This window comes from Streptomyces sp. NPDC018693 (genome assembly GCF_044391385.1).
Classification (GTDB): domain Bacteria; phylum Actinomycetota; class Actinomycetes; order Streptomycetales; family Streptomycetaceae; genus Streptomyces.
The window spans coordinates 242537-265682 of sequence record NZ_JBIRZZ010000010.1 but is presented as its reverse complement, the minus strand read 5'-3'; the positions used below and the strand labels follow the sequence as shown (position 1 = coordinate 265682).

Sequence of the window (23146 nt, the reverse complement as noted above, 5' to 3'; positions counted from 1 at the left end):
GTCCTCTCGGCTCGCCTTCGCCCTTGGTCCCTGGTCCTTCGACCGTGGGGGTAACACCCTGGCCGAGCCTGCGATTCCTTCGTTCCGCCGACGGAGAAGGATCGTTACCTTGACGTGTCACCGCTCATGGTCGCGGAGCGCGGGTCGAAGCCGAACGGCAGCTCCAGGCGGTGCGCGCGCATCAGCTCGTCGTCGGCGAGGAGGTCGGCCGTGCGGCCGTCGGCCGCGATCACGCCGTCGCTCAGGATGAGGGAGCGCGGGCACAGCTCCAGGGCGTACGGCAGGTCGTGGGTCACCATGAGGACGGTGACGTCCAGGGCGCGCAGGATGTCGGCGAGTTCGCGGCGGGAGGCCGGGTCGAGGTTGGAGGACGGCTCGTCCAGGACGAGGATCTCCGGTTCCATCGCGAGGACGGTCGCCACGGCGACCCGGCGCCGCTGGCCGAACGACAGATGGTGCGGCGGGCGGTCCTTGAAGCCTTCCATTCCGACCTGGCCCAGCGCGCGGTCCACGCGCTCCTCCAGTTCGGCGCCCTTGATGCCGGCCGCCGCCGGACCGAACGCCACGTCCTCACGCACGGTCGGCATGAACAACTGGTCGTCGGGGTCCTGGAAGACGATGCCGACCTTGCGCCGGATCTCCGCCATGTGCCGCTTGCCGACGGGCAACCCGGCGACCGTCACCGTGCCGGTGCCGCCGGTGAGGATGCCGTTGAGGTGCAGCACCAGGGTGGTCTTGCCGGCGCCGTTCGGTCCGAGCAGCGCGACGCGCTCCCCGCGCGCCAGGGTGAAGTCCACACCGAACAGGGCCTGGTGGCCGTCCGGGTAGGCGAAGGCCAGCCCGGCCACGGCCAGCGAAGGGGCCTCGGCGGAGGGTGCCGCGGCGGTCACAGAGTCCATCACAGGGCCCATCCCAGCAGACAGACGACGAGAGCGGCGAACGGGAGGGTGAGGGCGTAGGACCACTGCGCCCGGGACGCGGTCACCTCGTCGATCACCGGCATGGATCCGGCGTACCCGCGGCTGATCATCGCGAGGTGCACACGCTCCCCGCGCTCGTAGGAGCGGATGAACAGGGCGCCCGCCGACTTCGCGAGCACCCCCCAGTGCCGCACGCCCCGCGCCTCGAAACCGCGCGACTCGCGGGCGATCCGCATGCGCCGCATCTCGTCGGTGATGACGTCGCCGTAGCGGATCATGAAGGACGCGATCTGCACCAGCAACGGCGGGAGCTTGAGGCGCTGCAGGCCGAGCAGCAGCTCACGCAGCTCCGTGGTGGCCGCCAGCAGCACCGAGGCGGCGACACCGAGGGTGCCCTTGGCGAGCACGTTCCACGCGCCCCACAGTCCGCCGGCGCTGAGCGACATCCCGAGGACGTCCACGCGCTCGCCCTCCGCCACGAAGGGCAGCAGCACGGCGAACGCGAGGAACGGCACCTCGATCAGCATGCGCCGGACCATGAACCCGGCCGGCACGCGCGCGTGGTACGCGACGAGCGCCAGCAGCGCGGCGTAGAGGCCGAACGCCCACATCGCCTCCCGCGGCGTCGACACCACGACCAGCACGAAGGCGAACATGGCGGCGAGCTTGGTGTGGGGCGGGAGCCGGTGCACGCGTGTGTGCCCGTGCCGGTAGAGCTTGTGCGCGTGCCCGGCGCCCATGTCAGACGTTCTCCGCCGGCGTGGAGGCGGGCGACACGTCGTCCTGCGCGCGGCGCCGGCGCACGGCCCAGAACACCGCGCTCCCCGCGACGACGGTCGCGCCCACACCGATGACGCCCGCCAGCCCCCCGGACAGGCGGGCGTCATCGACGTCCTTCACGCCGTAGTCGGCGAGCGGCGAGCCGGCGTACGCGTGCTCCTCCGCCTTCTGGTCGATGCCCTGCTCGGCGGCGACCTTCTCCAGGCCGTCGGGGCTGGACGAGGCGTAGAAGCTGACGAAACCGGCGAGGACGAGGGAGGTGACCAGACCGGTCACCCAGAGCGCGCGCCGGGAGGTGCGCGCCGCGACGGGCGCCGCGGGAGCCGCCTCGGGCGCCGTGCGCGCCCCCTCAGAGGCGGGCGCGTCCACGAGTACGCCGTTCACGCGCAGCTTCAGGCGCTGCTGCAGGCCGTGCGCGCCGTACACGAGATCCGGGCGCACGGCGATGACGGCGCCCACGGTCAGCGCGGTGATCGCCGCCTCGCCGATGCCGATCAGCACATGCACGCCGACCATCGCGGTGGCGACCTTGCCGATCGCGACGTCGGTGGTCCCGCCGACCGCGTAGAGGAAGGTGAAGGCGAGCGCCGCGGCCGGCACGGACAGCAGGGCGGCCGTGAAGGACGCCACGGTGACCGAGCGGCGGGTGCGCGGCAGCACCTTCACGAGGACGCGGAAGACGGCGTAGGCGACGACGGTCGTGACGACCGCCATGTCGGTGACGTTGACGCCGAGCGCGGTCATCCCGCCGTCGGCGAAGAAGACGCCCTGGATGAGCAGGACCACGGACACGCACAGGACCCCGGTGTAGGGGCCCACGAGTATCGCGGCGAGCGCCCCGCCGAGCAGATGTCCGCTGGTGCCCGCCGCGACGGGGAAGTTCAGCATCTGCACGGCGAAGATGAACGCGGCCACCAGGCCGGCCAGCGGCGCGGTCCGTTCGTCGAGCTCCCGGCGCGCACCGCGCAGGCTCACGGCGATGGCGCCTGCGGCGACGACTCCGGTCACGGCGGAGGTCGGGGCGTTGATGAATCCGTCGGGTACGTGCACCGTTCGATGATAGTGGCTTGTTGCAAACCTCTTGCAAGAGCGATCTGCTCGCCCGAAGGCATAATCTTGGAAATATGGGACATTTATTGGGGAGTGGACGCACAGCTTCCATATAGGTCACACAGCGTGAGAGGGCCGTCCGATGTCTGTAGTCGAGCAGTACGCGCGAGCCCACATAGTCACGGACGACGACCTGATCGAGGAGGAGCGGACGGCCGTCCCCGTCGTCCTCAGGTACGACCCGGACGACGACCCGCGCGCGGTGCGCGTCGGGCTCCCCGGCACCCATGAGTGGACGTTCTCCCGCACGCTCCTCGAACAGGGTCTGCGGGCCCCGGCCGGCACCGGACAGGTGCGCGTGTGGCCGTGCGGGCGCGTGCAGGCCGTGGTCGAGTTCCACTCCGCGCAGGGCGTGTCCGTCGTGCAGTTCGAGACGAAGACGCTCACCCGCTTCCTCCGCCGCACCTACACGGCGCAGCCCGTCGCCCACTAGGACGGGACGTCAGCCGCCCATCCGCAGCAGCGCCGCCACCATCGGCCCGGCCGTCTCGCCGCCATGGCCGGCCGCCTGGACCACTCCCGCGGCCGCCAGGTCGCCGCGGTAGGCCGTGAACCAGCCGTTGGGCTTCTCCTGCCCGTCGACCTCGGCCGAACCCGTCTTGGCGCCGTAGTTCGGCCCGAGCCCCGACATCGCCTGGGCCGCCGTACCGTAGGCGGCCGTGTAGTTCATCAGCTCCCGTAGCTGGGACAGCGTGGAGCCGGACATGCTGCGTGAGGCGGTGGCCAGCGCGCGGCCGTCGACCTCCGGGGAGACCAGGTACGGCTGGCGGAAGGTGCCCGACTTCACGGTCGCGGCGACCGACGCCATGTTCAGCGGGTTCATCCGCACCCCGCCCTGCCCGATCAGCGACGCCGCCATCGGGGCCGCCGACTGCACCGGCACCGACCCGTCGAACGTGGGCACGCCGACCGCCCAGTTGTTCATCCCCAGGCCGAACACCTGCTGCGCCTGCTTGGTCAGGCTGTCGTTGTCGAGCCTGGGCGCCTGGCTGATGAAGGCGGTGTTGCAGGAGCGCGCGAAACTCGCCTTGAAGGTGCCGCCGTTGATCTGGAACTCGTCGTCGTTCTGGAACTTCCAGCCGCCGTACGGGAAGTACTTCGGGCAGGGATGCACCTTGTCCGCCGACGCCAGGCCCTTCTCGATGAGCAGCGACGCCGTGACGATCTTCATCGTGGAGCCGGGTGCGAGGGAGCCCTGGAAGGCGACGTTGAACTTGCCGCTGTTGGCGACGGCGAGGATCTCGCCCGTCGACGCGCGCGTGACGACGACGGAAGCGCGCGGACGGCTCGCGACCTGCCGCTCGGCGGCGGCCTGGAGGGCCGGGCTGAGCGTCGTCTTCACGGTGCCCGGTGTGCCCTCGCTGAGCTCCAGGAGCGTCTTGTCGGAGGACTTCTTGGCCTTCGACTCCTCGCCGCGCACCACGCGCAGCTCCACGCCCGCCTTGCCGCCCGCCTTCGCGCCGTACTTCTCCCGCAGCCCGTCCAGGACCGTGTCCAGCGACGGGTACTTCGCGGTCGTCAGCTCGCCGCCCTCGCGGTCGACCGCCTTGACCGGCGGGGTGCCCGCCTCGCCGGTCACCAGGGTGTCGCCGTCGGCCAGGTCGGGGTGGACGACGGAGGCGTGCCAGTCGACCAGTGGCTTGCCGTCCTGCGCCCGTCGGACGACGGTCAGCGCGCTGTCGTAGGCCAGCGGCTTGCTGACGTCCTGGTAGGTGACCGTCGCCTTCACCGAGAAGGGGACCTTGTCGCCGGTGGGGGTGCCGGGGGTGAGGGTGACGTCGGTGACGTGGGCGTCCTTGGTGTAGCCGGTGAGCAGGGCGGTGGCGGCCGGAGCGTCGTCGGTCCCGGCGGCGGCCTGCGCGATCCGGCCCTGCTGCCAGGAGGTGAGGAACGTGGTGGCCGCGTCGGTGACCTCGGCGGCCGTCAGGGGCCCGGTGGGCACCTTCGGTGCCTGCCGGTCGGCGGCGGTGGTGGCCGTACGGTCCTCTGCCGCCGCGCCGCCGCCGTACAGCGCGTAGACGCCGAACGCGACCCCGCCGACGACCACGGTGATCACCCCGCCGACCACGGCGGGCCGCTTGCTCCGTCGCTCGGCGACGCGCCTTCTCTTGCCCACGTCCTACGACCTCCGCGATCCCCTGGGGCCCCCACGCCCCAATGCCCTCGTTGCCCTCACCGACCCCAACGACGGCGACCAGCCTAGGGTCCCGTAACGCCCGGGTGACGCCTCTGTGACCTCAGCCACCCCTCTGTAGCGGGGTTGTGACCGTCCAGGGGCCGCCGGAGCGGCGGTTCAGCCGCCCGCCCGCAGGACCGCCGCGACGATCGGGCCGGCCGCGTCGCTGCCGTGGCCGGCGTCCTGGACCATGGCGGCGGCCGCGATGTCGCCGCGGTAGCCGGTGAACCAGCTGTTGGGCTTGGCCTGACCGCCGACCTCGGCGGTGCCGGTCTTCGCGCCGACATGGGGGCCCAGCCCGGACATGACACCGGCCGCGGTGCCACTGGTCGCGGTGCGGTTCATCATGGCGCGCAGCTGCTGCACGGTGCTCGCCCTCAGCCCACGCGCGTGTGCCAGTTCGCGGCCGTCGAGGCTCTGCGGGACGATGACCGGCTGGCGGAACGTGCCCGTCATGGCGGTCGCCGTCACGGACGCCATGTTCAGCGGGTTCATCAGGAGCCGGCCCTGGCCGATGAGCGCGGCGGCCCGGTCGGGGCCGCTGACGGCCGGGACCGAGCCGTCGTGGGACACGATGCCCGTCTTCCAGTTGTCCCGCCCGAGCCCGAAGCGTTCCTCGGCCTCCCTGGTGAGCGAGTCGGTTTGCAACTCGTCGGTGTACTTGATGAAGGCCGTGTTGCAGGAGCGGGCGAAGCTCTCGGAGAGCGTCGCGTTCTCGTTGGTCATCTCCTTGTAGTTGCGGAAGGTCTGGCCCTCCCACATCGCGTCCGGCGAGCACGGCGCGGGCCCGTTGGCGGTGGTGATCCCGTTGTCGATGAGCGCGGCCGCGGTGATGATCTTCATCGTGGAGCCGGGGGCCACCTGTCCCTCGAACGCGGCGTTGAACGCGTCGGAGCGGTGGTTGGCGACGGCCAGCACATCGCCCGTGCTGGGCTGCACGGCCACTACCGACGACTGGCCGTACTGCTGCACCGCCTTCTCGGCGGCCGCCTGCACCTCGGCGCTCAGCGTGGTCCGCAGCTTGCCCGCCCTGCCCTCGGCGAGAGTGAGCAGCGGGGTGTCGCCGGCGCTCGCGTCGGCGTGACGGATCGCCAGTTCGACGCCGGGCTCGCCGCCCGCCGTGTCGCCGTACTTGGCGCGCAGTTGGTCCAGGATCGTCCCCAGAGAGGGGTACTTCTCCTTCGTGAGGACCTTGTTGTCGCGATCGACGGCCTCGATCGGCGGCGCGGAGGACTCACCGGTGACGAGGGTGTCGTCCATGCGCGTCAGCTGCGGGTGGACGACGGACGGCTGCCAGTCGACCAGCGCCTTCCCGGTGGTGACGCCGCGCACCACCGTCAACTCGCTCTCATAGGTGAGCGGTTTCGACTTCCCGTCGTAGGACACGGTCGCGTTCACCGCGAACGGCACGGTGGAGTCGGCCGCCGTGCCCGGGGTGATCTTCACGCCGCTGATGTGCGCTTGCCGGCTGTAGGAGGTGAGCAGGGGCTCGGCCATGGCCGCGTTGTTGGTCAACGACGCGGCGAGCACCGCCTGCCCCTGTTCCCAGGCCGCGAAGAACTGCGTGGCGGTGTCCTTCACCTCGTCGGCGCTCGGCGGTCCGGTCTTCACCGGTTCCGGTTTGCTCGTCCCGGAACCGCCGCCGCCGCTGCCGTTGAGCGCGGACACCACATTGAAGGTGCCGTATCCCGCGCCGCCGACCATGACGGCGAACACCGACCCGACGATGGCCGCCTTGACTCCCTTGCGCATCCCGTGGTCCTCCCCGTTGTCCCCGTGTCTCGCACTGTAGGGGGACCGGTGGGGTTCCTGAGGGGGGAGTTACCAGGAAGTTGTCATAACCGGGTAGTCGTACATAGGTATCCCCACGGAGGTACTCGTACCTGTTCGGTGCGGAGGTACTCACACCCAGGTATCCAGCCACATACGTGAGCGCCAGGAGTCGATGGGGATCGCCTGGCCCGTGTACAGCGGCCAGAAGTAGATGAAGTTCCACGCGATCAGCAGCACCAGGACGCCCGCGCCCGTCGCACCCACCACCCGCCGGGTGTCGTCGGATCCCGGTGGTCCGACGATCGCCCCGATCATCATCGCCACGGCCAGACACAGGAAGGGCACGAAGACCACCGCGTAGAACACGAAGATCGTGCGCTCCTGGTACATGAACCACGGCAGATAGCCCGCCGCGACGGCGCCGGCGATCGCGCCCGCGCGCCAGTCACGGCGGAACGCCCAGCGCCACAGGACGTACAGCACCGCGAAACAGGCCGCCCACCACAGCAGCGGCGTGCCGATCGCCAGCACCTCACGCGCGCACTTCTCGCCCGCGTCCGCCGGACAGCCGTCCTTGCCGGGGGCGGGCGACTCGTAGAAGTACGACACCGGGCGGCCCTGGACGATCCAGCTCCACGGGTTCGACTCGTACTTGTGCGGCGAGGTGAGGTGGGTGTGGAACTTGTACACCTCGCTCTCGTAGTGCCACAGGCTGCGCCACCAGTCCGGGAACAGCCAGGTCCAGCTGCCGCCCTTGCCGTCCGTCGCCGCCCAGTTGCGGTAGTAGCCGCCGGAGCCGTCGCTGGGGGAGAGGATCCAGCCCGTCCAGGAGGCGACGTACGTGACGAGCGCGACCGGCACGGTCGCCAGGAAGGCGAGGCCGAGGTCGTACTTGAGGACGGCGACGTACGGGTGCCGCGCGCCGGCCACCTTGCGTGAGCCGACGTCCCACACGAGTGCCATCACACAGAAGGCGGCCATGATGAACATGGCGTTCCACTTGGTGCCGATCGCCAGGCCGAACATCAGTCCCGCCGCCCAGCGCCAGGGGCGCCACCCCAGGCGCAGGGTGTCGCCGACGGCCGGGTCGGGGCGGTGGCGGCCGTCCGCGTCGGGCTTCAGCGCCGCGGCGAGCCTCACGCGCGCGTGGTCGCGATCGACGACCAGACAGCCGAACGCGGCGAGCACGAAGAACATCAGCACGCCGTCGAGCAGCGAGGTGCGGCTCATCACCAGGTGCAGCCCGTCGACCGCCAGCAGCGCACCGGCCAGACAGCCCAGGAAGGTCGAACGGAACAGCCGGCGCCCGATCCGGCACACCAGCAGCACCGACAGCGTGCCGAGCAGCGCCGTCATGAAACGCCAGCCGAACGGGTCGAACCCGAAGATCAGCTCACCCAGACCGATGACGTACTTGCCGACCGGCGGATGCACGACGTACGCCGCGTCCGACGGGATCGTGACGTGCCCGCCGCTGTTGATGATCAGGTCGTTGGCGTTCTTGTCCCAGTTGACCTCGAAACCGCGGTGGACGAGCGCCCAGGCGTCCTTGGCGTAGTACGTCTCGTCGAATATCACCTTCTTGGGGCTGCCCAGGTTCCAGAACCGCAGGACGCCCGCCAGCAGCGTGACCAGCAGCGGGCCGCCCCAGCCCGACCAGCGCGCGATCCGGTCCGCCACGGCGGGGGAGACCCCGAGGGCGTACCACAGCCGCGGACTGGGCTCGGCGTACGGCGGCACCAGCCGTTCCCGGACATCGGCCGCCGCCGGCTGCTGTGCCGGGTAGCCGAATCGGCGCAGGCGCTGCTGCCAGGTCGGCCGCCGGTCCTGCGGCGCCCGGCCCTGCCGGTGGTCCGTGGAGTCCATGGAGGACGCGGTACTGGTCACCGCGCCATCGTAGGGAACCCGTCTGTGCGAGTCCCGTCCGTCGCCCCTGCGAGGATGGAAACGTGACAGTTACGCCCGGAACCCTGGTCCTTGCCGGCACTCCCATCGGGGACGTGGCGGACGCCCCGCCCCGGCTCGCTCAGGAGCTGGCCGGCGCGGACGTCGTCGCCGCCGAGGACACGCGCCGTCTGCGCCGCCTCACCCAGGCCCTGGGCGTGACGCCCAAGGGGCGCGTCGTGTCCTACTTCGAGGGCAACGAGGCCGCCCGCACCCCCGAACTCGTCGAGGAACTCCTCGGCGGCGCGCGCGTGCTGCTCGTCACCGACGCCGGGATGCCGTCCGTGTCCGACCCCGGGTACCGGCTGGTCGCCGCGGCCGTCGAACAGGACGTCCGGGTCACCGCCGTGCCCGGCCCGTCCGCCGTCCTCACCGCGCTCGCCCTGTCCGGGCTGCCCGTCGACCGGTTCTGCTTCGAGGGCTTCCTGCCGCGCAAGGCCGGCGAGCGGCTCACACGGCTGCGGGAGGTCGCCGAGGAGCGCCGCACCCTCGTGTACTTCGAGGCCCCGCACCGCCTCGACGACACCCTCGCGGCCATGTCCGAGGTCTTCGGCGCCGACCGGAGGGCCGCCGTGTGCCGGGAACTCACCAAGACGTACGAGGAGGTACGGCGCGGCCCGCTCGGCGAGCTGGCTCAGTGGGCGGCGCAGGGGGTGCGCGGCGAGATCACCGTCGTCGTCTCCGGCGCCCCCGAGCGCGGCCCGGAGCACCTCGACGCCGAGGAGCTCGTGCGACGGGTGCGCGCGCGTGAGGAGGCCGGTGAGCGCCGCAAGGAGGCGATCGCGGCGGTGGCGGTGGCGGCGGGGGTGCCCAAGCGGGAGGTGTTCGACGCGGTCGTGGCGGCCAAGGGGCGCTGAGTCCCGGCGGCGCGCCGCCCTGCGCGCGCCCGCGCGCCCCATGGGCGGGCAAAGGGCCCCCGTGAAAGGCAAAGCTCAGCCCCGTCCGCCGGGCCGTTTCGGCAAGGGACCGCCAAATCGGCTCCAACAGTCGGCAGGACTGGTGCATTCGCTCCGGGAGAGGCGTCCACTGGAGGTCAGGGACGCATCCGTCCCTCGTCCAGCGGACAAGAGGAGCCGGCATGAGCGAGATCGCAGGGCAGCCAAGCCTCCGCAGCGGTGCGACGGCCGTCGTCCAGGAGTCGTACTCCTTCGCGTGCATGCGCTGCGGGCACGGCTGGGAGCAGTCGTACGAGATCGAGCACCACACGGACGCCGACGGCCACGAGTTCGTCGTGTACGTGGCGGACGGACGCGTCGTGCCGTCGCCGCTGAGCCGCCCGGTCTGCCAGAACTGCGACGGGCACGTCGTGCGCATCATGCGGGCGGGCCAGGTGTCGTCGGTGCTCGGCGCGGCGCGCAGGCCGCACCGCGTGCCCCCGGCCGGGCCGGTGGAGGTGCCCGAGGTGGCCGCGGCGGAGCCGAGGGAGCACCACCACTGGCATCTGTCCGATCTCCTGCACCCCTTCCAGCGCCGGGCGAGCTGAGCCGCCGCCCGGAAGGCCGCGGCCGGGGCGTGGTCGTGCCCTTCCGTAGGATCGGGACATGCCTTCGAACGCCGACAAGAACGCGGTGCCGCCGCTCCCGGAGCCCCTCCGGGTGCCGGTCGCCGACTCCCACACCCACCTCGACATGCAGTCCGGCACGGTGCAGGAGGCCCTGGCGAAGGCCGCGTCGGTCGGCGTGACGACCGTCGTGCAGGTGGGCTGCGACGTGCGCGGCTCGCGGTGGGCGGCCGAGACGGCGGCGGCGCACGACAGCGTCCACGCGGCCGTCGCCCTCCATCCCAACGAGGCCCCGCGCATCGTCCACGGCGATCCCGACGGCTGGTCCCGGCAGGGCGCGCGTGAACCGGGCGGCCAGGCGGCGCTCGACGAGGCGCTCGCCGAGATCGAGCGCCTGGCCGCGCTCCCCCACGTGAAGGGCGTCGGCGAGACCGGCCTTGATCACTTCCGCACCGGCCCCGAGGGCAAGGAGGCGCAGGAGGCGTCCTTCCGCGCCCACATCGAGATCGCCAAGCGGCACGGCAAGGCCCTCGTCATCCACGACCGCGACGCCCACGCGGACGTCCTGCGCATCCTCAAGGAGGAGGGTGCCCCCGAGCGCACCGTCTTCCACTGCTACTCCGGCGACGCCGAGATGGCGGAGATCTGCGCCCGCGCCGGATACTTCATGTCCTTCGCCGGCAACGTCACCTTCAAGAACGCCCAGAACCTCCGCGACGCCGTCGCCGTGGCCCCCCTGGAGCTGCTCCTGGTGGAGACCGACGCGCCGTTCCTCACACCCGTGCCGTACCGCGGACGGCCCAACGCCCCGTATCTCGTGCCGATCACGGTGCGCGCCATGGCCGCCGTGCGCGGCATCGACGAGGACACCCTGGCGACGGCCCTCGGCGCCAACACGGCCCGCGCCTTCGGCTACTGACGGCCCGCCGCCGATGACTGCACAACTGTCCGTAGTCGCGTCGCTTTGGAGAGTGACCGGCCAGCCGCTAGGTTCTGTGGGCCCGATCCGGACCGACCTCTGTTCCCACCGGACCCCTGGAGCGTGTCGGCGTGAGCAACCCTCCCTACGCGCGCAACGCGCACTACGCCCACCACCCGGAGTGCGAGCCCTGCGGCAGCCCCGGTCCGTACGCCCACCTGCACAGCGCGCAGATCATCGGGCAGGGGGTACAGGGCAGGCAGGGGTTTGACGGCGGCGGCGCGCCCCGCGTGTACGGCATGCCCGGGGTGTACCAGGACACCTACCAGCCCGCGTACGAGTCGTACGCGCCGCTCGAGCCCGAGCGTGCGCCGGGGGCGCCGGAGGCCGTTGTGCGCGCCGGAGTGGGACGGCGCGCCACGCACCGGCGCAAGGCGCGGTACGCCGAGCGCTCCGACTCCGCCATGCGCCGCCTGCTGCCGCAGGCGCTCGTCGTCGTCTTCCTCGCCGGCGGCACCACCGCCTTCGTCGCCAAGGACAAGGCGATCGAGTTGACCGTCGACGGCAAGCCGCGCACCCTGCACACCTTCGCGGACGACGTCACCGAACTGCTGGCGCAGGAGGGCGTGAAGGTGGGGGCGCACGACGTGGTGGCGCCCGCCCCCGGCGCGGGGCTCAGCAGCGGCGACGAGGTCGCCGTGCACTACGGGCGCCCCCTGCGGCTCACGCTGGACGGGCAGCGGCACGAGGTGTGGACGACGGCGCGCACCGTGGAGGCGGCGCTCGAACAACTCGGGGTGCGTGCGGAGGGCGCGTACCTGTCCACCTCGCGCTCCCGGCGCATCGGACGCGAGGGACTCACGCTGGACGTACGCACCGAGCGCTCCCTGACGATCATGGCGGACGGACGCGCCCGCACCGTCCGCACCAACGCGGCGACCGTGGGCGAGGCCGTGGAGGAGGCCGGGATCACCCTGCGTGGCGAGGACACCACCTCGGTGGCGCCCGGGAGCTTCCCGCGCGACGGCCAGACGGTCACCGTGCTGCGGATCACCCGCGGCAAGGAGGTGCACGAGGAGGCGATCCCGTTCGAGGTGCGGCGCGTCGGGGACCCCTCGCTGTTCAAGGGCACGGAGGTGGTGGAGCGGGCCGGACAGCCGGGGCTCAGGAGGATCACGTACCTGCTGCGCACCGTCAACGGCGTCAAGCAGAAGCCGCGGCGGGTGAGGACGGAGGTCGTGCGTGAGCCGCGCGCGCGGGTGGTGAAGGTGGGCACCAAGCCGATACCGGCGTCCGTGCGGGGCGTCGACGGCCTCGACTGGCAGGGGCTCGCGGCCTGCGAGTCGGGCGGGCGGCCCGACGCGGTCGACCCGTCGGGGACCTACGGCGGGCTGTACCAGTTCGACACGCGGACCTGGCAGAGCCTCGGCGGCAGCGGACGGCCGCAGGACGCCCCGGCGGCCGAGCAGACGTACCGCGCGAAGAAGCTCTATCTGCGGCGCGGCGCCAGCCCCTGGCCGCGCTGCGGGAAGCGGCTGCACGGCTGAGGCCCGGCGGACGGCGGTGGCGCCGTGCCCGATCCGGTGCCGCCCGGTGCGGTCCGGTGCGGTCCGGTGCGGTCCGGCGCTGTCGGTGGACCCCCGTAGTCTTGTCCCGTGAGCACCAGCCCCACCCCCGACGCCCTCCTGGGCCCCGCCGACGTCCGTGAACTGGCGGCGGCCCTCGGCGTGCGTCCCACCAAGCAGCGCGGCCAGAACTTCGTGATCGACGCGAACACGGTCCGCCGTATCGTCCGGACCGCGGAGGTCCGGCCCGACGACGTGGTCGTCGAGGTCGGGCCGGGGCTCGGCTCCCTCACCCTCGCATTGCTGGAGGTCGCCGACCGGGTCACCGCCGTCGAGATCGACGACGTCCTCGCCGCCGCGCTGCCCGCGACGATCGCCGCTCGCATGCCGCACAGGGCCGACCGTTTCGCGCTGGTGCACTCCGACGCGATGCACGTCGCCGAGCTGCCGGGCCCCGCCCCGACCGCCCTGGTGGCGAACCTGCCGTACAACGTGGCGGTGCCGGTCCTGCTGCACATGCTCGACACCTTCCCGAGCATCGAGCGCACCCTCGTGATGGTGCAGGCGGAGGTCGCCGACCGCCTCGCCGCCGCGCCCGGCTCGAAGGTGTACGGCGTCCCCTCGGTGAAGGCCAACTGGTACGCCGAGGTCAAACGGGCCGGCGCGATCGGCCGCAACGTCTTCTGGCCCGCGCCGAACGTCGACAGCGGGCTCGTCTCCCTGGTCCGCCGCAGCGAGCCGCTCAGGACGACGGCCTCCAAGGAGGAGGTGTTCGCCGTCATCGACGCGGCGTTCGCCCAGCGGCGCAAGACGCTGCGGGCCGCGCTCGCAGGGTGGGCGGGCTCCGCCGCGGCCGCCGAGGCCGCGCTGGTCGCCGCCGGGGTGTCCCCGCAGGCGCGCGGAGAGGCCCTCACCGTCGAGGAGTTCGCGCGCATCGCCGAAGCCGCGGCACTGCGGGGGACGACCCCCGCACCCCCGAGGGAGGCCGTGTGAGCGTCACCGTGCGCGTGCCCGCCAAGGTCAACGTCCAGCTCGCGGTGGGCGCCGCCCGCGCGGACGGCTTCCACGAGCTGGCGAACGTCTTCCTCGCGGTCGGCCTCTACGACGAGGTCACGGTCACCTGGGCCGACGAGCTGCGCGTCACCTGCGTGGGTCCGGACGCCCGCAAGGTCCCCCTGGACCGGACGAACCTCGCCGCGCGCGCGGCGGTCACGCTCGCCGAGCGTTACGGCCGTACGCCCAACGTGCACCTCCACATCGTCAAGGACATCCCCGTCGCCGGCGGCATGGCGGGCGGCAGCGCGGACGGCGCGGCCGCGCTGCTCGCCTGCGACACGCTGTGGGGTACGCGCACGCGCCGCGACGAACTGCTCGACATCTGTGCGGAACTGGGCAGCGACGTGCCGTTCAGCTTCGTCGGCGGGGCGGCCCTCGGCGTCGGGCGGGGCGAGGAGCTCACGCCTGTCCAGGTCGGCGGGACCTTCCACTGGGTGTTCGCGATGGCCTCGCGCGGGCTGTCCACACCGGCCGTCTTCCGCGAGTTCGACCGGCTCGGCGAGGGCACCGACATCCCGGAGCCCATCGCCTCCCAGGAACTGCTCGACGCGCTCGCCAAGGGCGACGCGGACGCCCTCGCGGCCACCGTGTCCAACGACCTCCAGCCGGCCGCGCTCTCCCTCTTCCCCGAACTCGCCGACACCCTCGACGCGGGGCGCGCGGCGGGGGCGCTCACGGCGCTCGTCTCGGGCTCGGGCCCCACCACGGCCTTCCTCGTGCGCGACCCCGAGTCGGCGGCGAAGGTGGCGCAGGCGCTGCGTGCGTCGGGCACGTGCCGGTCGGTGCGGACGGCCTCCGGACCGGCGCCGGGCGCCACCGTCGTCGAGGTCGATCAACGCTGAACGTTCTTCGCCATATCTCCACGGGAAGTACTGCGGTCGCAGTACGAAGGGAACGCCCTGACGACTAGGCTCACTTGACATTTCAAGCAGCCCGTCGATCCCCGGCGGGCGTCCGTCAAGTGACCGGCTGGAAGGTCGACTTCCGTGTCCCAACCCCCCGCACCCTCCCACCGCAGGAAGAAGCGCCTCTCCCGGCGCGGCCTGATCGGCACCGCCGGAGCCGTGGCCGCCGGAGGCGCCCTCACCCCGGTCGTCTTCGCGGCGACCGACGGCTCCGGGAACTCCGACAGCCCCGCCGACGCCGCCGCCCCCACGCCCGCAGGCACCACCCCCGAGACCTTCCCCGCCACCCGCACCGAGGCGGCCACCGGCACCGGCAGAGCCACCACCGCCTTCGCCGCCTCCTACGTCGGCGTCCGCTGGAGCGGCCCCCAGGACGCCGGGATCCCCCAGGACGCCGGGATCCGCTTCACCAACGGCACGGCCTCGCCCGGCACCTGGCAGGCGCTCGGCCGCGGCTGCGCCACCGTCGACGGCGGCGGTACGGCCCTCGTCGCGGCCGGGAACGCCACGGCGTACGAGGTGAGGACACCGGACAGCGCGACGGGCGTGCGCTCCCTGGCGATCGACTGCACCGACGGCCCCGGGCGCACCTTCCCCGTGCCGTCGGAGCCCACGCGCATGCGTGGCGTGCGCTACCAGTCCCGCCCGGCCTGGGGCGCCGACGAGTCCAAGCGGTACAAGGACGGGCAGGTCAACTCCCCCGAGCAGTACTACCCGCTCCAGACGATCACGGTCCACCACACCGACACGCCGAACGACGACCCCGACCCGGCCGCCACCGTCCGCGCGATCTACGAGTACCACGCGGTCACCCTCGACTGGGGCGACATCGGCTACCACTTCCTCATCGACGAGGCCGGCACCGTCTACGAGGGCCGCTACTCCGGCGACGACGGCATCCCCGCCTTCGACCCGGACGGCGACCTCGTCACCGCCTTCCACACCGGCGGCCACAACTCCGGCAACCTCGGCATCGCCCTGATCGGCACCCTCACCGACAGCGGCCCCACGGACGCCGCCAAGCAGTCCCTGACCCGGCTGATCCGGGTGATCGCCCGCTTCAAGGGCCTCGCCCCGCAGGCGACGATCACGTACACCAACCCGGTCAACGGCGTGACCAAGGAGGTGCCCACCGTCGGCGGGCACCGCGACTGGCTCGACACCGAGTGCCCGGGGCAGACCATGTACGACCTGCTCACCGAGGTCCGCGCCGCCGCATCCCGCTGACCGCAGCCCCTGTGACCTGCGGGGACGGGTCGGCCCTCGGCGCACATTACGCTGGGAGGCCGACCCACGCGGCGGAGCCGCAATCCGACACAGCCCCGTGCGCAGGAGTGAGATGGCCGTCAACCTGGTCAATGTCGAGAACGTCAGCAAGGTGTACGGCACCCGTGCACTCCTGGACGGCGTGTCGCTCGGCGTGTCCGAAGGCGATCGGATCGGTGTCGTCGGCCGCAACGGCGACGGCAAGACGACACTGATCCGGATGCTCGCCAAGCTGGAGGACGCCGACTCCGGGCGGGTCACGCACTCCGGCGGGCTGCGCATGGGCGTGCTCACCCAGCACGACTCCCTCGACCCGGCGGCGACCGTACGGCACGAGGTCATCCGGGACCTGGCCGACCACGAGTGGGCGGGCAACGCCAAGATCCGGGACGTGCTGACCGGGCTGTTCGGCGGGCTCGACCTGCCCGGCTTCCCCAAGGGGCTGGACACCGTCATCGGACCGCTGTCCGGCGGCGAGCGGCGCCGGATCGCGCTCGCCAAGCTGCTCATCGAGGAGCAGGACCTGATCGTCCTCGACGAGCCGACCAACCACCTCGACGTCGAGGGCATCGCCTGGCTCGCCCGGCATCTGCAGACCCGCCGCTCGGCCCTGGTGTGCGTCACGCACGACCGGTGGTTCCTCGACCAGGTCTGCACACGCATGTGGGACGTCCAGCGCGGCGACGTCCATGAGTACGAGGGCGGCTACTCCGACTACGTCTTCGCGCGCGCCGAGCGTGAGCGGATCGCGGCGACCGAGGAGGCCAAGCGGCAGAACCTGGTCCGCAAGGAGCTGGCCTGGCTGCGGCGCGGCGCGCCCGCGCGGACGTCCAAGCCGCGCTTCCGGGTGGAGGCCGCCAACGAGCTCATCGCGGACGTGCCGCCGCCCCGGGACAGCAGCGAGCTGATGAAGTTCGCGTCCTCGCGGCTCGGCAGGACCGTGTTCGACCTTGAGGACATCACCGTCCAGGCCGGGCCCAAGGTCCTGCTCAAGCACGTGACCTGGCAGCTCGGCCCCGGTGACCGCATCGGTCTCGTCGGCGTCAACGGCGCCGGCAAGACCTCCCTGCTGCGCGCCATGGCCGAGGCCGCGCGCACCGAGGGCGAGGCACAGCCCGCCGGCGGGCGCATCGCGGTCGGCAGGACCGTGAAACTCGCCTACCTCTCCCAGGAGGTCGCCGAACTCGACCCGAACTGGCGGGTCCTGGAGGCCGTGCAGCGGGTGCGGGAGCGCGTCGACCTCGGCAAGGGCCGAGAGATGACCGCCGGTCAGCTGTGCGAGACGTTCGGCTTCGGCAAGGAGAAGCAGTGGACGCCGGTCGGGGACCTCTCCGGCGGTGAGCGCCGACGGCTCCAACTGCTGCGCCTGCTCATGGACGAGCCCAACGTCCTCTTCCTCGACGAGCCCACCAACGACCTCGACATCGAGACACTCACACAGCTCGAGGACGTCCTCGACGGCTGGCCCGGCTCGATGATCGTCATCTCGCACGACCGGTTCTTCGTCGAGCGCACCACCGACCGCGTGTACGCCCTCCTCGGCGACGGCACGCTGCGGATGCTGCCGCGCGGCATCGACGAGTACCTGGAGCGCCGGCAGCGCATGGAGGAGGCCGCGGCCGCCGCCGCCCCGGCCGCCGCCAGGCCCGCCGCCGAGCGGACCGAGAAGAGCGCCGCCGACCAGCGCGCAGCCAAGAAGGAACTCCAGAAGATCGAGCGGCAGTTGGACCGCATCTCCGACAAGGAGTCCAGGCTGCACGACCAGATCGCCGAGAACGCCACCGACTTCGAGAAGGTCGCGAAACTGGACGCGGAGCTGCGTGAGTTGGCGGGGGAGCGCGAGGAACTCGAGATGCGCTGGCTTGAACTGGCCGAGGAGGCGTAGCGCCCCACGAGGGGGCCGGTTCCGGCCGTTGGCTGTCTGCGGGCCGTCGTGGGCTTGTCGCGCAGTTCCCCGTGCCCCTTTCACGCCCCGCGCGCGACGGAGGCGCGTGGGCCGTGTGAAGGGGGCGTGGAGGCGCGTAACGAGGGCATCACGGGCCGGTTCTCCCTTGGGTACAGGGGTGGATGCGGTCCGGTGCCGGGTCGGGCCCGGGTGATAGAAAGAGCCGTCTGAGAACTGTATGAAGACGCCTCTGGGATCCCACGCGAACCTCAGGGTGTGGCTAAAAATCAGTGAACGAGGGGGAAGACGCTGATGGCTCAGCCGCCCGACCAGCCGCCGCATCAGGGTGGTTTCGGAGCACCACAGGACCAACCACCCCAGGCCCCACCGGCCCCGCAGACCCCCGGTTTCGGCGCCCCGGAGATGCCGGCCCAGCCCGCTCAGGCACCGCAGCCCCCGCACACCCAGCCCGCCCCCGGCTACGGCTACCCGCAGCAGCCCGGCGCGCCCGCGCCCGGCGCGCCCGCCGGCCCGTACGGCACCGCGCCCGCGCCCGGCCCCTACAACGCGCCCCCCGCGCCCGGCCCGTACGGTCAGGCCCCGCAACAGCCCGGCCCCTACGGCCAACCGCAGCAGCCGGGACCGTACGGCCAGCAGCCCGGCTACGGTTACCCGGCGGCGGCCCAGTACCCCTCAGGCCCGGGGGCGCCCGGCGTCCCCGGTGCGCCGGGGAGCGCGCCCGGCGGCTCACGCAACCCCTTCAAGGGCCGCCCCGCGCTGGTCATCGCGGCCGCCGTGGCGGGACTGCTCGTGGTCGGCGGCACGGTGTTCGCGGTGACGAGCGGCGGCGACGACGACAACGAGAAGAAGCCGGTCGCCGAGAAGAGCGACGACGGCAAGCCGTCCGCCTCCGACAGCCCGGTCAACCCCGGTGACGGCAGCGGCGACGGCGGCGAGGACCCGGAGAACTTCAACGAGGGCCGCAAGCCCGGCGAGGCGGAGGTGCTCTGGTACAAGGAGGCGCCCGACGCGCCCGGTTCCGGCGCCGAGGCCCCCGGCATGTGGATCACGGACAAGACCGCGGTGAAGGCGGCCTACAAGGAGCTGGTCGGCTACAACGTCGGTGACGGCAGGCCGACCTGGGAGACCCTCACCTTCCCGCAGCAGATCTGCGCGGTCACCCGGGACGCGACGGCCGACGGCAAGGTCGTCATCGCGTACAAGAACGGCACCAAGAGCGGGGCCGAGTGCAACCAGCTCCAGCAGGTCGACCTCAACACCGGCGCCAAGGGCTGGACCGCCGAGGTCGAGGACGGCGCGCTGTTCGACAGCACGAGCAGCATCAGCCTCTCCCTGACCGGCAACACGCTGATGGTGGGCCGCTCGCAGTCCGGGACCGCGTACGACGTGCGCACCGGCAAGAAGCTGTACGACAAGAAGAGGTACGGCTCCGCGTGCTTCCCGAGCGGGTTCGCGGGGGGCAGTCGGCTGATCATGGCCGCGTCCTGTGACGCGAGCAAGGCCACCGAGCACGACGAGCTGCATGAGCTCGACCCGGCGACCGGCAACGTCAAGTGGACCTGGAAGATCGACAAGGGGTGGGAGGTCCGGAACACGCTCTCCGTCGACCCGCTGGTCGTCTTCAGCACCAACGACGACAAGAACACCTGGAACATCTCCGCCCTCAACGCCAACGGCACGATCCGCTCCCAGGTCGGCGTCGACGAGAAGTTCGCCCCCGAGTGCGGCGGCCTGTTCTCCGTCTTCGGAAGCAATCTCGCGAGCTGTTCGGGCGTGGTGGCCGACGCGAACACCCTCTACCTGCCGACCGCCCGGACCACCGGCCCCAACGAGATCGTCGCGATCGACCTCGCAGGCGGCAAGGAGAAGTGGCGGGCCGAGTCCCCGGGCAACGCGTCGATGCTGCCGCTGAAGATCGAGGGCGGCAACCTGGTGGCGTACGTCGAGGCGACGTACAGCGCACCCGGTCAGGTGGTGTCGATCCCGATCGGTGGGACCGCGCACACGCCGGTCAAGCTGCTGCAGCTGCCGGAGAGCACCAGCGAGATCGAGAGCGGCTTCTTCCGCCGTGACATCGACTGGGTCGACGGACGGTTCTACATCTCCAGCACCTCGCTGGACGGCGGCGACGACGAGAAGGAGAAGCTGATGCTCGCCTACGGCAAGTGAGGCGGGCGAGCCACGGCCCGCCCGACACCAGCCCCGCCGCCCCGTCCTCCCGAGCATCCGGCTCAGTACGTTCCCGAGGTACCCACACCATGACCACCCCGCCGCCCCACCAGCCCCCGCAGGGCCCCGGCACACCCCCGGACCAGCCGCCCGCGTTCGGCGCGCCTCAGCCGCCGCAGGCCCCGCAACCGGGCTACGGCTACCCCCAGGCCCCCCAAGCACCCCAGGCCCCCCAAGCACCCCAGCCCGGCTACGGCTACCCCGCCCAGCCGCCCCAGCCCACCCCCCAGGGCTACGGCTACCCGGGCCAGCCCGCCCAGCCCACCCCGCCCCAGCCCGGCTACGGCTACCCCGGTCAGCACAGCCAGCCCACCATGCCCTTCCAGACCCAGCCCGTCCCGCCCGCCGGCGGCGGCGGTAACTCCAAGGCGCCGCTGGTCATCATCGTCGCGGCGGTCGTCGCGATCGCGCTGATCGTCGGCGGCGGCATCTGGTACGCCTCCTCCGAGGGCGACGACGGCAAGAAGAACGACACCGCCACGTCCGGCGGCACCGGCGGCGACAACGGCAAGGGCGACACGGGCGGCGGCACCGCCTCCGGCTCCGAGAAGGTGCCGTCCGACCCGGCGACGAAGGTCCTCTTCCAGGTGCCCATGCCGCCCGTCGGCAAGGACGACACGATCGCCGTGGACGGCTCGTGGCTGACCGACACGGCGTATGTGAAGAGCGGTGTCGCCGAGGTCGTCGGCTACAACCGGGACACCGGCGCGAAGCTGTGGACGATCAAACTGCCCGGCCCGGTGTGCGAGGCCACCCCGCACCTCACCAAGGACTTCAAGACGGCGATCGTCCACGAGCCGGCGATGCCCACCAAGGAGAGGCGCTCGTCCGGCTGCAGCGAGGTCGCGGCGCTCGACCTCGCCGCGGGCAAGAAGCTCTGGACGAAGACGGTCAACGCGGGTGACTACCCGATCAGATTCGACAATGTCACGGTCAGCGCGACCACCGTCGCCGTGGGCAGCAACGACGGCGGCGCGGCCTTCGACATCGCCTCCGGCAAGCTGCTGTGGCAGCCGAAGACGTCCGACACCTGCCACGACGCCGGGTACGGCGGCGGCGCCAAGCTGGTCGCGGTGCGCAAGTGCGGCAGCTACGACGCGCCCCAGCTGCACATCCAGACCATCGACCCGGTCTCCGGCCAGGTGCAGTCCGAGTACAAGATGACGCAGGACATCGAGTACGCCAGCGTCGTCTCGACCGACCCGCTGGTCGTGGCCGCCGACGTCGGCGACAGCGCCGGGGACGGCAGCGGTATCTCGGACTTCTTCTCCATCGACAACAGGACCGGCCAGCTGCGCACCCGTATCTCCGCCCCGGGCGACGACTTCGCGGCGGACTGCGACAGCATCAACCGGGTCGAGGACTGCACCGGCATCGCCGTGGGCAACGACCGGCTGTACCTGCCGACGGAGGAGCACGACTCCTCCGGCGACAACGGCCGCAGCAACGAGGTCGTCGCCTTCGACCTGGCCACCGGCAAGCAGACCGGTCAGCGCGCCGACTCGGGCGACGGCTGGACGATCACGCCGCTGCGGATGGACGGCGGCAATGTGCTCGCCTACCTGGAGCCGCCGTACGGCAAGGGCGGAAAGGTCGTCAGCATCGACGGCGCCACGTTCAAGATGACCACGCTGACCCAGAACCCGGGCACCGAGGCCGTACGGGAGATCGAGTCGGAGTTCTCGGTCGAGTACTCCGAGGTCCTGTACGCCGACGGACGCCTCTACATGGCCGAGGTGTACGCCGACGCGCCCCGGCGCGAGGGCGAGACCGAGTACCTGGCGGTCGCGTTCGGCAGGGCCGGCTGAACCAACCCAGCTCATGGGAATACCAAAAAGTCCATTCGATCCGGGGCACTTCTCACCAGTAGGGGAAGCGCAACGTCGAACAAGCGTGTAGCTTCCGGGGGCAGACAAGGGCGGGGTGCCTGGGGGGCAGCCCGCGCCCTTGTGTGTCCGTGTCCGTAGTGGGCATCCATGGGGGGACTGGGGGGTTGCTCGTGGGAGTGCGGCTCATGGTGGTCGACGACCACCGACTGCTCGCCGAGGCGCTGGCCTCGGCACTGAAGCTGAGGGGGCACCGGGTGCTCGCCGCGGCGGCGCCCGCCGCGGGCGCGGCGGACCTGGTGATCGCCCGGGCGCCGGAGGTGTGCCTGCTGGGGACGGCGACACCGGCCGAGCCGGGGATCTTCGATCCGGTGGTACGGATCAAACGGGAGCGGCCACAGGTCGCGGTGCTGGTCCTGGGCCCGGTTCCCAACCCGCGCGGCATAGCCGCCGCGTTCGCCGCGGGTGCCTCCGGTTACGTACGGCATGACGAGCGCATCGAGGGCGTCGAGCGGGCGATCATGAAGGCGAGGGCGGGTGAGGCGGCGGTGGCGCCGCAGTTGCTCCAGGGCGCCTTCAGCGAGTTGCTGAACCCGGCCGCCCAGCCCGACGACGAGGGCCAGCGGCTGCTGCAGATGCTCACCCCGCGGGAGGTCGAGGTCCTGGTCCGGGTGGCCGACGGCGAGGACACCCGGCTGATCGCGGCGGGGATGGGCATCGCACCCTCCACGGCCCGCACCCATGTGCAGCGCGTTCTGATGAAACTCGGCGTCGGCTCCCGGCTGGAGGCGGCGGCCCTGGCGGCGCGCACGGGCCTCCTCGACCGCGCGGGCCCCTACACCCTGCAGCAGACCGACCCCTGAGCCGGGAGGGGGCCGTGGGCACCGGCCCCCCGCGGGACACCTACGGCTGCTTCTCGGAGGACGGCGGAGTCGGCGGAGTCGGCGGTGCCATCGGCCGCAGCCTCAGCCACACCAGGAAGAAGACACCGAGCGCCAGCATGCCCAGGCCGGTCCACAGGTTGATGTGCACGCCCTCGGCCTTGTCGATGGCCGCGTCGTCGTCCGTCAGGCCGGTGACCGTGACGATGACGCCGTAGACGACGAACAGGCCGCCGATGATGCGCCGCAGGTCGAAGATGCGTGCGGCGGTCGCCGACTTGCCCTCCAGGTCGGTGACTTCGCGCTGGACGTCCTCTTCCGAGTAGTGATGGTCGTCGGAGTGCTCGGCCATGTCGGTCTCCTCGCCAACGAGATCTGCAGAGATCAGA

19 protein-coding genes are annotated in these 23146 nt (G+C 71.9%); 12 read left to right on the top strand and 7 right to left on the bottom strand.

The annotated features are described in order from the left end of the window. Positions 1 to 104: 104 nt before the first annotated feature. Genes ACH5AC_RS25970 through ACH5AC_RS25960 form a run of 3 tightly spaced genes read right to left on the bottom strand, consistent with a single transcriptional unit; the run spans position 105 to position 2750 of the window. On the bottom strand, positions 105 to 899 hold the full coding sequence (locus tag ACH5AC_RS25970; protein WP_398864572.1) for an energy-coupling factor ABC transporter ATP-binding protein: 795 nt from the start codon (positions 897 to 899) through the stop codon (positions 105 to 107). Beyond that, on the bottom strand, positions 899 to 1660 hold the full coding sequence (gene cbiQ, locus ACH5AC_RS25965; protein WP_398864571.1) for a cobalt ECF transporter T component CbiQ: 762 nt from the start codon (positions 1658 to 1660) through the stop codon (positions 899 to 901). Before cbiQ ends, ACH5AC_RS25970 begins: the two co-directional genes overlap by 1 nt. A 1-nt stretch (position 1661) precedes the next feature. Then, positions 1662 to 2750 carry an energy-coupling factor ABC transporter permease gene (locus ACH5AC_RS25960; protein WP_398864570.1) on the bottom strand — a complete coding sequence of 363 codons (1089 nt, stop codon included), beginning with the start codon at positions 2748 to 2750 and terminating at the stop codon, positions 1662 to 1664. A gap of 142 nt (positions 2751 to 2892) precedes the next feature. Here ACH5AC_RS25960 and ACH5AC_RS25955 point away from each other — a divergent pair, with 142 nt between their 5' ends. Then, positions 2893 to 3243, top strand: a complete 351-nt coding sequence (locus ACH5AC_RS25955) for an SsgA family sporulation/cell division regulator (RefSeq protein WP_398864569.1) — start codon at positions 2893 to 2895, stop codon at positions 3241 to 3243. A gap of 9 nt (positions 3244 to 3252) precedes the next feature. Here the strand turns inward: ACH5AC_RS25955 and ACH5AC_RS25950 are convergent, their stop codons facing one another. From ACH5AC_RS25950 to ACH5AC_RS25940, 3 genes are all read right to left on the bottom strand, one after another. Next, the gene (locus ACH5AC_RS25950; protein WP_398864568.1) at positions 3253 to 4926 is read right to left on the bottom strand and encodes a penicillin-binding transpeptidase domain-containing protein; all 1674 of its coding nucleotides are present in this window, start codon (positions 4924 to 4926) and stop codon (positions 3253 to 3255) included. Positions 4927 to 5103: 177 nt separating this feature from the next. Next, a complete protein-coding gene (locus ACH5AC_RS25945; RefSeq protein ID WP_398864567.1) occupies positions 5104 to 6738 on the bottom strand; it encodes a penicillin-binding transpeptidase domain-containing protein in 1635 nt (544 codons plus the stop codon). A 150-nt stretch (positions 6739 to 6888) separates the two neighbouring features. After that, positions 6889 to 8646, bottom strand: a complete 1758-nt coding sequence (locus ACH5AC_RS25940; RefSeq protein WP_398864566.1) for a dolichyl-phosphate-mannose--protein mannosyltransferase — start codon at positions 8644 to 8646, stop codon at positions 6889 to 6891. 62 nt (positions 8647 to 8708) lie between these two features. Here ACH5AC_RS25940 and rsmI point away from each other — a divergent pair, with 62 nt between their 5' ends. The 11 genes from rsmI to ACH5AC_RS25885 all read left to right on the top strand — a co-directional run bounded on the left by rsmI (position 8709) and on the right by ACH5AC_RS25885 (position 22739). Next, complete coding sequence (rsmI, locus tag ACH5AC_RS25935) at positions 8709 to 9560, top strand: 16S rRNA (cytidine(1402)-2'-O)-methyltransferase (RefSeq protein ID WP_398864565.1); 852 nt, start codon at positions 8709 to 8711, stop codon at positions 9558 to 9560. Between the two features lie 221 nt (positions 9561 to 9781). Continuing rightward, the gene (locus ACH5AC_RS25930; RefSeq protein ID WP_398864564.1) at positions 9782 to 10186 is read left to right on the top strand and encodes a hypothetical protein; all 405 of its coding nucleotides are present in this window, start codon (positions 9782 to 9784) and stop codon (positions 10184 to 10186) included. Positions 10187 to 10244: 58 nt separating this feature from the next. Next, positions 10245 to 11123: a TatD family hydrolase gene (locus ACH5AC_RS25925; protein WP_398864563.1), complete on the top strand. Its 879-nt coding sequence runs from the start codon at positions 10245 to 10247 to the stop codon at positions 11121 to 11123. 131 nt (positions 11124 to 11254) lie between these two features. Next, positions 11255 to 12670: a ubiquitin-like domain-containing protein gene (locus tag ACH5AC_RS25920; RefSeq protein ID WP_398864562.1), complete on the top strand. Its 1416-nt coding sequence runs from the start codon at positions 11255 to 11257 to the stop codon at positions 12668 to 12670. A 108-nt stretch (positions 12671 to 12778) separates the two neighbouring features. Next, the gene (gene rsmA, locus ACH5AC_RS25915) at positions 12779 to 13681 is read left to right on the top strand and encodes a 16S rRNA (adenine(1518)-N(6)/adenine(1519)-N(6))-dimethyltransferase RsmA (RefSeq protein ID WP_398864561.1); all 903 of its coding nucleotides are present in this window, start codon (positions 12779 to 12781) and stop codon (positions 13679 to 13681) included. Next, the gene (locus ACH5AC_RS25910; protein ID WP_398864560.1) at positions 13678 to 14586 is read left to right on the top strand and encodes a 4-(cytidine 5'-diphospho)-2-C-methyl-D-erythritol kinase; all 909 of its coding nucleotides are present in this window, start codon (positions 13678 to 13680) and stop codon (positions 14584 to 14586) included. The genes rsmA and ACH5AC_RS25910 overlap by 4 nt, the downstream gene beginning before the upstream one ends. A gap of 144 nt (positions 14587 to 14730) precedes the next feature. Further along, positions 14731 to 15876 carry a peptidoglycan recognition family protein gene (locus tag ACH5AC_RS25905; RefSeq protein WP_398864559.1) on the top strand — a complete coding sequence of 382 codons (1146 nt, stop codon included), beginning with the start codon at positions 14731 to 14733 and terminating at the stop codon, positions 15874 to 15876. A gap of 112 nt (positions 15877 to 15988) precedes the next feature. Continuing rightward, complete coding sequence (locus tag ACH5AC_RS25900) at positions 15989 to 17800, top strand: ABC-F family ATP-binding cassette domain-containing protein (protein ID WP_398864558.1); 1812 nt, start codon at positions 15989 to 15991, stop codon at positions 17798 to 17800. Between the two features lie 312 nt (positions 17801 to 18112). Further along, on the top strand, positions 18113 to 19990 hold the full coding sequence (locus ACH5AC_RS25895) for a PQQ-binding-like beta-propeller repeat protein (RefSeq protein WP_398864557.1): 1878 nt from the start codon (positions 18113 to 18115) through the stop codon (positions 19988 to 19990). An 89-nt stretch (positions 19991 to 20079) separates the two neighbouring features. Further along, complete coding sequence (locus ACH5AC_RS25890; protein WP_398864556.1) at positions 20080 to 21858, top strand: PQQ-binding-like beta-propeller repeat protein; 1779 nt, start codon at positions 20080 to 20082, stop codon at positions 21856 to 21858. Between the two features lie 191 nt (positions 21859 to 22049). After that, the gene (locus tag ACH5AC_RS25885; RefSeq protein ID WP_398864555.1) at positions 22050 to 22739 is read left to right on the top strand and encodes a LuxR C-terminal-related transcriptional regulator; all 690 of its coding nucleotides are present in this window, start codon (positions 22050 to 22052) and stop codon (positions 22737 to 22739) included. A 40-nt stretch (positions 22740 to 22779) separates the two neighbouring features. Here the strand turns inward: ACH5AC_RS25885 and ACH5AC_RS25880 are convergent, their stop codons facing one another. After that, the gene (locus ACH5AC_RS25880) at positions 22780 to 23109 is read right to left on the bottom strand and encodes a hypothetical protein (protein ID WP_398864554.1); all 330 of its coding nucleotides are present in this window, start codon (positions 23107 to 23109) and stop codon (positions 22780 to 22782) included. Positions 23110 to 23146: the final 37 nt, after the last annotated feature.